Origin of the sequence: Kineococcus aridisoli, from assembly GCF_050871885.1 — a bacterium.
GTDB lineage: Bacteria > Actinomycetota > Actinomycetes > Actinomycetales > Kineococcaceae > Kineococcus.
Genome location: NZ_JBJLSF010000169.1, coordinates 1 through 2052, shown reverse-complemented (window position 1 = coordinate 2052; position 2052 = coordinate 1). Strand labels below are relative to the sequence as shown.

Genomic DNA, 2052 nt, shown 5'->3' with positions numbered 1-2052 from the left:
GCCGCCCGGGAGTGCTCCCGGGCGGCGCCCCCTGGACCGCTCGGCCCGCTCGTCAGTCCGTGCTCTCCTCGGCCGCGGCGGCCGTGCTGCGGGTGCGGGTGCGCCGGCGGCGGGGCCGCGTCGTCGCCTCGCCGGACGCCTCCGCCCCGTCCACCTCGGTGGTGGTGCCGGCGGTCGCCCCGGCGGCCTCGGCGGCCGGCTGCTCAGCGGCCCCGGCGCTCGTGCCGGCGGTCTCCGCGGAGCCCTCGCCACCCGCGCCCACCTCGACGCCACCGCGGGTGCGGCGGCGCTGGCGGGAACGGCGGGCGCGCGGGACGGACTCGCCGTCACCCTCGGGCAGCGTCCCGGAGGTCGTCTCGGGAGCGGTCCCGGCCTCGCCGGACGCGGACGCCGCGGCACCCCCGGAGCCCTGCCCGGTGCGGCGCGGGCGGCGGCCCTTGGCGGCGCCCACCTCGCCAAGGTCCTCGACCTCCTCGGCCTGCAGCCCGGCGCGGGTGCGGTGCGCGCGCGGCAGCCGGCCGGTGGTGCCGGCGGGGATGCCCAGGTCCTCGAACAGCTTCGGCGACGTCGAGTACGTCTCCTCCGGCTCGCCGAAGCCGAGGCCGAGGGCCTTGTCGATGAGCGACCAGCGCGGCAGCTCGTCCCAGTCCACGAAGGTCACCGCGACACCGGTGTTGCCGGCGCGGCCGGTGCGGCCGATGCGGTGCAGGTAGGTCTTCTCGTCCTCGGGGCACTGGTAGTTCACGACGTGCGTGACGTCCTCGACGTCGATGCCGCGGGCGGCGACGTCGGTGGCGACGAGCACGTCCACCTTGCCGGTGCGGAAGGCGCGCAGCGCCTGCTCGCGCGCCCCCTGGCCGAGGTCGCCGTGGATCGAGGCCGCCGCGAAGCCGCGCTCGGTGAGCTGCTCGGCCACCGAGGCGGCGGTGCGCTTGGTGCGGCTGAAGACGATCGTCAGGCCGCGGCCCTCCGCCTGCAGCAGCCGGGCGAGCACCTCGACCTTGTCCATGGCGTGGGTGCGGTAGGCGAACTGCGTGATCGCCGCGACGGTGGCGCCGTCGTCGGAGGGGTCGATCGCGCGGATGTGCGTCGGCTGGCGCATGTACGAGCGGGCCAGCGCCACGACGGCGCCGGGCATCGTGGCCGAGAAGAGCATCGTCTGCCGGCCCGGGGCGGTCTGCGCCATGAGCCGCTCGACGTCGGGCAGGAAGCCCAGGTCCAGCATCTCGTCGGCCTCGTCGAGGACCACGCACTTGACGTGGCTGAGGTCCAGGTGCCGCTGCTGGGCGAGGTCGAGCAGGCGCCCGGGGGTGCCCACGACGACGTCGACGCCCTTGGTGAGCGCGTCGATCTGCGGCTCGTAGGCGCGGCCGCCGTAGACGGTGAGGATGCGCGCCTTGCGGATCCGGCTGGCGGTGGTGAGGTCCTGGGCGACCTGGACGGCCAGCTCGCGGGTCGGGACGACCACCAGCGCCTGCGGCTTGCCCGGCGCGGGCAGCGCGTCGTAGGCGCTCTCGCCCGGCACCGCGGTGCGCTGCAGCAGCGGCACGCCGAACCCCAGCGTCTTGCCGGTGCCCGTCTTGGCCTGGCCGATGATGTCGTGGCCGCTGAGCGCCACCGGCAGGGTCATCGCCTGGATGGGGAACGGGTGCGTGATGCCGGCGCCCGCGAGGGCCTCGGCGATGCGCGGCTCGACGCCGTGCTCGGCGAAGGTGCCCACCCGCGGCGCGGCGGGGGCCTCGGCGGCGGTGTCGACGGCGGCGTCGGCGGCGGCGGCGGTCTCGGTGGTCGTGGTGACGGTGGTGCTCGAGTCGGTCATGCGTCTCCCGTGCAGGGGCGGCGGCGGCGTCGCCGTCCCGCGCGGTCTCCCCGGTGCGCGACGGGGGCGCAGCCACCCGGCGGGGGAGTCGTCGATCGGGACGTGCGGCCGCGTCGCGGCAGTCGGCAGCCGATCGGGACTGGCGACCGGGCAACCATGAACACGACCATGGTAACCGCGCACCGCCCGCCGTGGTGCCGCACGGTCACCGGACGCGGACGGGGCGCGCACCG

At 76.8% G+C, this 2052-nt stretch carries 1 protein-coding gene; it reads right to left on the bottom strand.

The window, feature by feature from the left end:
• Nucleotides 1-52: 52 nt before the first annotated feature.
• A complete protein-coding gene (locus tag ACRYM2_RS23070; protein WP_432525037.1) occupies nucleotides 53-1819 on the bottom strand; it encodes a DEAD/DEAH box helicase in 1767 nt (588 codons plus the stop codon).
• Nucleotides 1820-2052: the final 233 nt, after the last annotated feature.